Origin of the sequence: Mesorhizobium amorphae (assembly GCF_014843845.1) — a bacterium.
Taxonomy (GTDB): Bacteria; Pseudomonadota; Alphaproteobacteria; order Rhizobiales; family Rhizobiaceae; genus Mesorhizobium; species Mesorhizobium amorphae_A.
Genome location: NZ_JHQS01000048.1, coordinates 1 through 2,240 on the forward strand (window position 1 = coordinate 1; position 2,240 = coordinate 2,240).

The window sequence follows — 2,240 nt, forward strand, 5'->3', positions numbered from 1 at the left end:
TGACGATCCTGCCGTCGGGCAATTGGGCGACGGCGTGCTCGATGTGCGAGGACAGCTTGGCGATCTCGCAGACGAGGCGTTCGAGAATGGCAACCAATGCGCCGGCGAGCTCGCCTTTGACGTCGGCCTCGGCGTCACCGGCCAGCCCTGTCGGCGCGGCTCGCAGTCGGGCCAAGAGGTCGGCAGGCGAACGGCGCCCACAGTAGGCGTGTTGCGCCATGAAGCTGGCCAGGCGTTTCTCGCCCAGGCGGCTGGCGCTGTCGGGAGTGGGATAGCGGCCGACGAAGGCGAGCGCGATCGGGCTGTCGATGGCGGCGAAAATGGCGACTGCTCCCGGCCAGAAGCCTTCGAGCAGATTGCGGAGCTGGCTGGCCAATGCGACACGCTGGGCCACCAGGTCGTCGCGGCCGCGGACCAGGGCGCGCAGCGCCCGGATGTCATCGGAGACCGGCACAAGAGGCCGGAAGCGATGTCCGTCGGTGCGCAAGATGTCGGCCAACATGAAGGCATCGCCCGGATCGCTTTTGCCACCGGCGGCGCGGTAGCGCGGCCTGCAGGCCTTGACGACGTTCGGATGGATCGGGATCACGGGATACCCGGCCTCGACCAAGGTATCGACGACCAGACCGGATGGTCGCTCGATGGCGATGGGCAGTTCGGCCGGCGCCGCCACGCGCTTGAGCCGGGCTACCATGTCGGCCAACCCAGCCGCATCGTGGCGGACATCGAGACGGACGATGACCTGGCCGACGCCGTCAATAACGCACAGGGCATGGCTTGCGCCGCCCCAGTCCAAACCTGCGTGAAATGGCATATGCTGATCTCCTCGGATTGCGATAAACTCACCCGAGCTGGGAGATCGTACGGATCGCTCACTGACAGGCGCTCTGGCTGGCCAGCACTGGCGCTTCACCCTGTGGTCCGTCGCGGTCTCCCGGCACCTGCCGCGCGGCGGGTCTCATACGGGCCGTCAACCGGCAAGCGCGCTTGGCCGTCACTGCAGATGCTCGGGCTGGCGGATGCTACGCCACTTGATCGCTTCGCACCCGCCAGCCCAAAGGTGCACCAGTGAGCGCGATCGATGACATGGCGCTGTCGGACGAGGCGCTGGAGGCCTGGATGGCCGCCAAGACCAACCGCCGCCCGCTGGTGCGGACCATGTCGGCGCTGGATGGCTTCGTAACGGCGGCGGTCACGGGGCCACGGTTCCCGGACCCGCAAGACTGGATGTGCCCGCTCGTGGGGTTGCCGCGCGACGTCTTGGCCAAAGGGTCTGCAACCGATCACGCCGTATTTGCCACCGTCGCCAAGATCCACAACCAGATCAACGAGACGTTCTTCGACAGACCGCAGGATTATGCGCCCCGATTCGCAACCAAGCCCAGCGGCGGCATCGACTCCCGTCCGTGGTGTCAGGGGTTCTACGCGGCCATGAATCTCAGCATCAAAAAATGGAAATCGCTACTCGACCTCGACAACCCCAACCACGGCCTGCTGCTTCCGATCCTGATCTACTGCGTCGACAAAAAGGGGAGGCCCGTCCTCGCCAAGCCCAGGCCGGGGCCCGACACCGCGCACTTCATCGGGCACGAGGCATACAAAAGACATCGCCCTCGTCATCCCCGCCCTGCGCGAACTCCACTACGTCACCCGTTATGGCGATCCGCAGTGATCAGCGGCGACGCGCGGACCAACGGCTACCCTACCATGGACGCATCACCGGATTTCGGGAAAGGTGCCTTGGCGCACCGCTTACCGTTCAACTCCCGGTCCCTCGCTGTATGAAAGGGCAGTAGCGCTGCCGGTGACCATCAGTTGGGGGAGTTTCAAGTGACCATACCCGGGGATTTTGACCGACCCACGGGGTTCATAGAGCTGCGAACGAGAAATCCCATGTCGCCGCGCCGTCGTCGCGCACAAGCCAGGTTCCGAATAACTCTCAGCCACAATCTGGAGCTTCTTCTCTCTGCTGAAGCGTCGCCGCCGACCGCTATCGATAATCTCAAGCCGTTCCATTCCGCGTCCTTATTGACGTCAACAAGGACAGTCAGTGCCAAACCCCACGATGCCTACAAGGCGGCCTTGCTCGGATGCGTACGCCGCTACTATCCCTCTTTGAGATTGGGACTTTCCAGAAGGGTCATATTTCCTGTCACAACGACCTCCATTCGCTCGACCGCTGAGCCGAGCATCAGATTCTGAGACTGAATTGCGTTGTTGGTGTTAGGCGCTGAACTCTG

The 2,240-nt window shown here is 63.7% G+C and carries 3 protein-coding genes; 1 reads left to right on the top strand and 2 read right to left on the bottom strand.

Translation table 11 applies throughout. The features are described from left to right. The coding region (locus DH08_RS18250) for an IS110 family transposase (RefSeq protein ID WP_192180653.1) at positions 1-814 on the bottom strand (814 nt) is incomplete at its 3' end. Between the two features lie 254 nt (positions 815-1,068). Here DH08_RS18250 and DH08_RS18255 point away from each other — a divergent pair. Beyond that, positions 1,069-1,785: a UPF0149 family protein gene (locus DH08_RS18255; RefSeq protein WP_345892417.1), complete on the top strand. Its 717-nt coding sequence runs from the start codon at positions 1,069-1,071 to the stop codon at positions 1,783-1,785. On the opposite strand, the gene DH08_RS18260 is transcribed toward DH08_RS18255, so the two are convergent. Then, positions 1,753-2,016 (bottom strand): transposase, encoded by a 264-nt coding sequence (locus tag DH08_RS18260; RefSeq protein WP_192180654.1) that lies wholly within the window; start codon positions 2,014-2,016, stop codon positions 1,753-1,755. The two genes, DH08_RS18255 and DH08_RS18260, sit on opposite strands and share 33 nt — an antisense overlap. Between the last annotated feature and the right edge of the window lie 224 nt (positions 2,017-2,240).

Coding starts and splice junctions, on each gene's coding strand:
- DH08_RS18260 (WP_192180654.1), bottom strand. CDS start 2,016: ATGGAACGGCTTGAGATTATCGATAGCGGTCGGCGGCGACGCTTCAGC.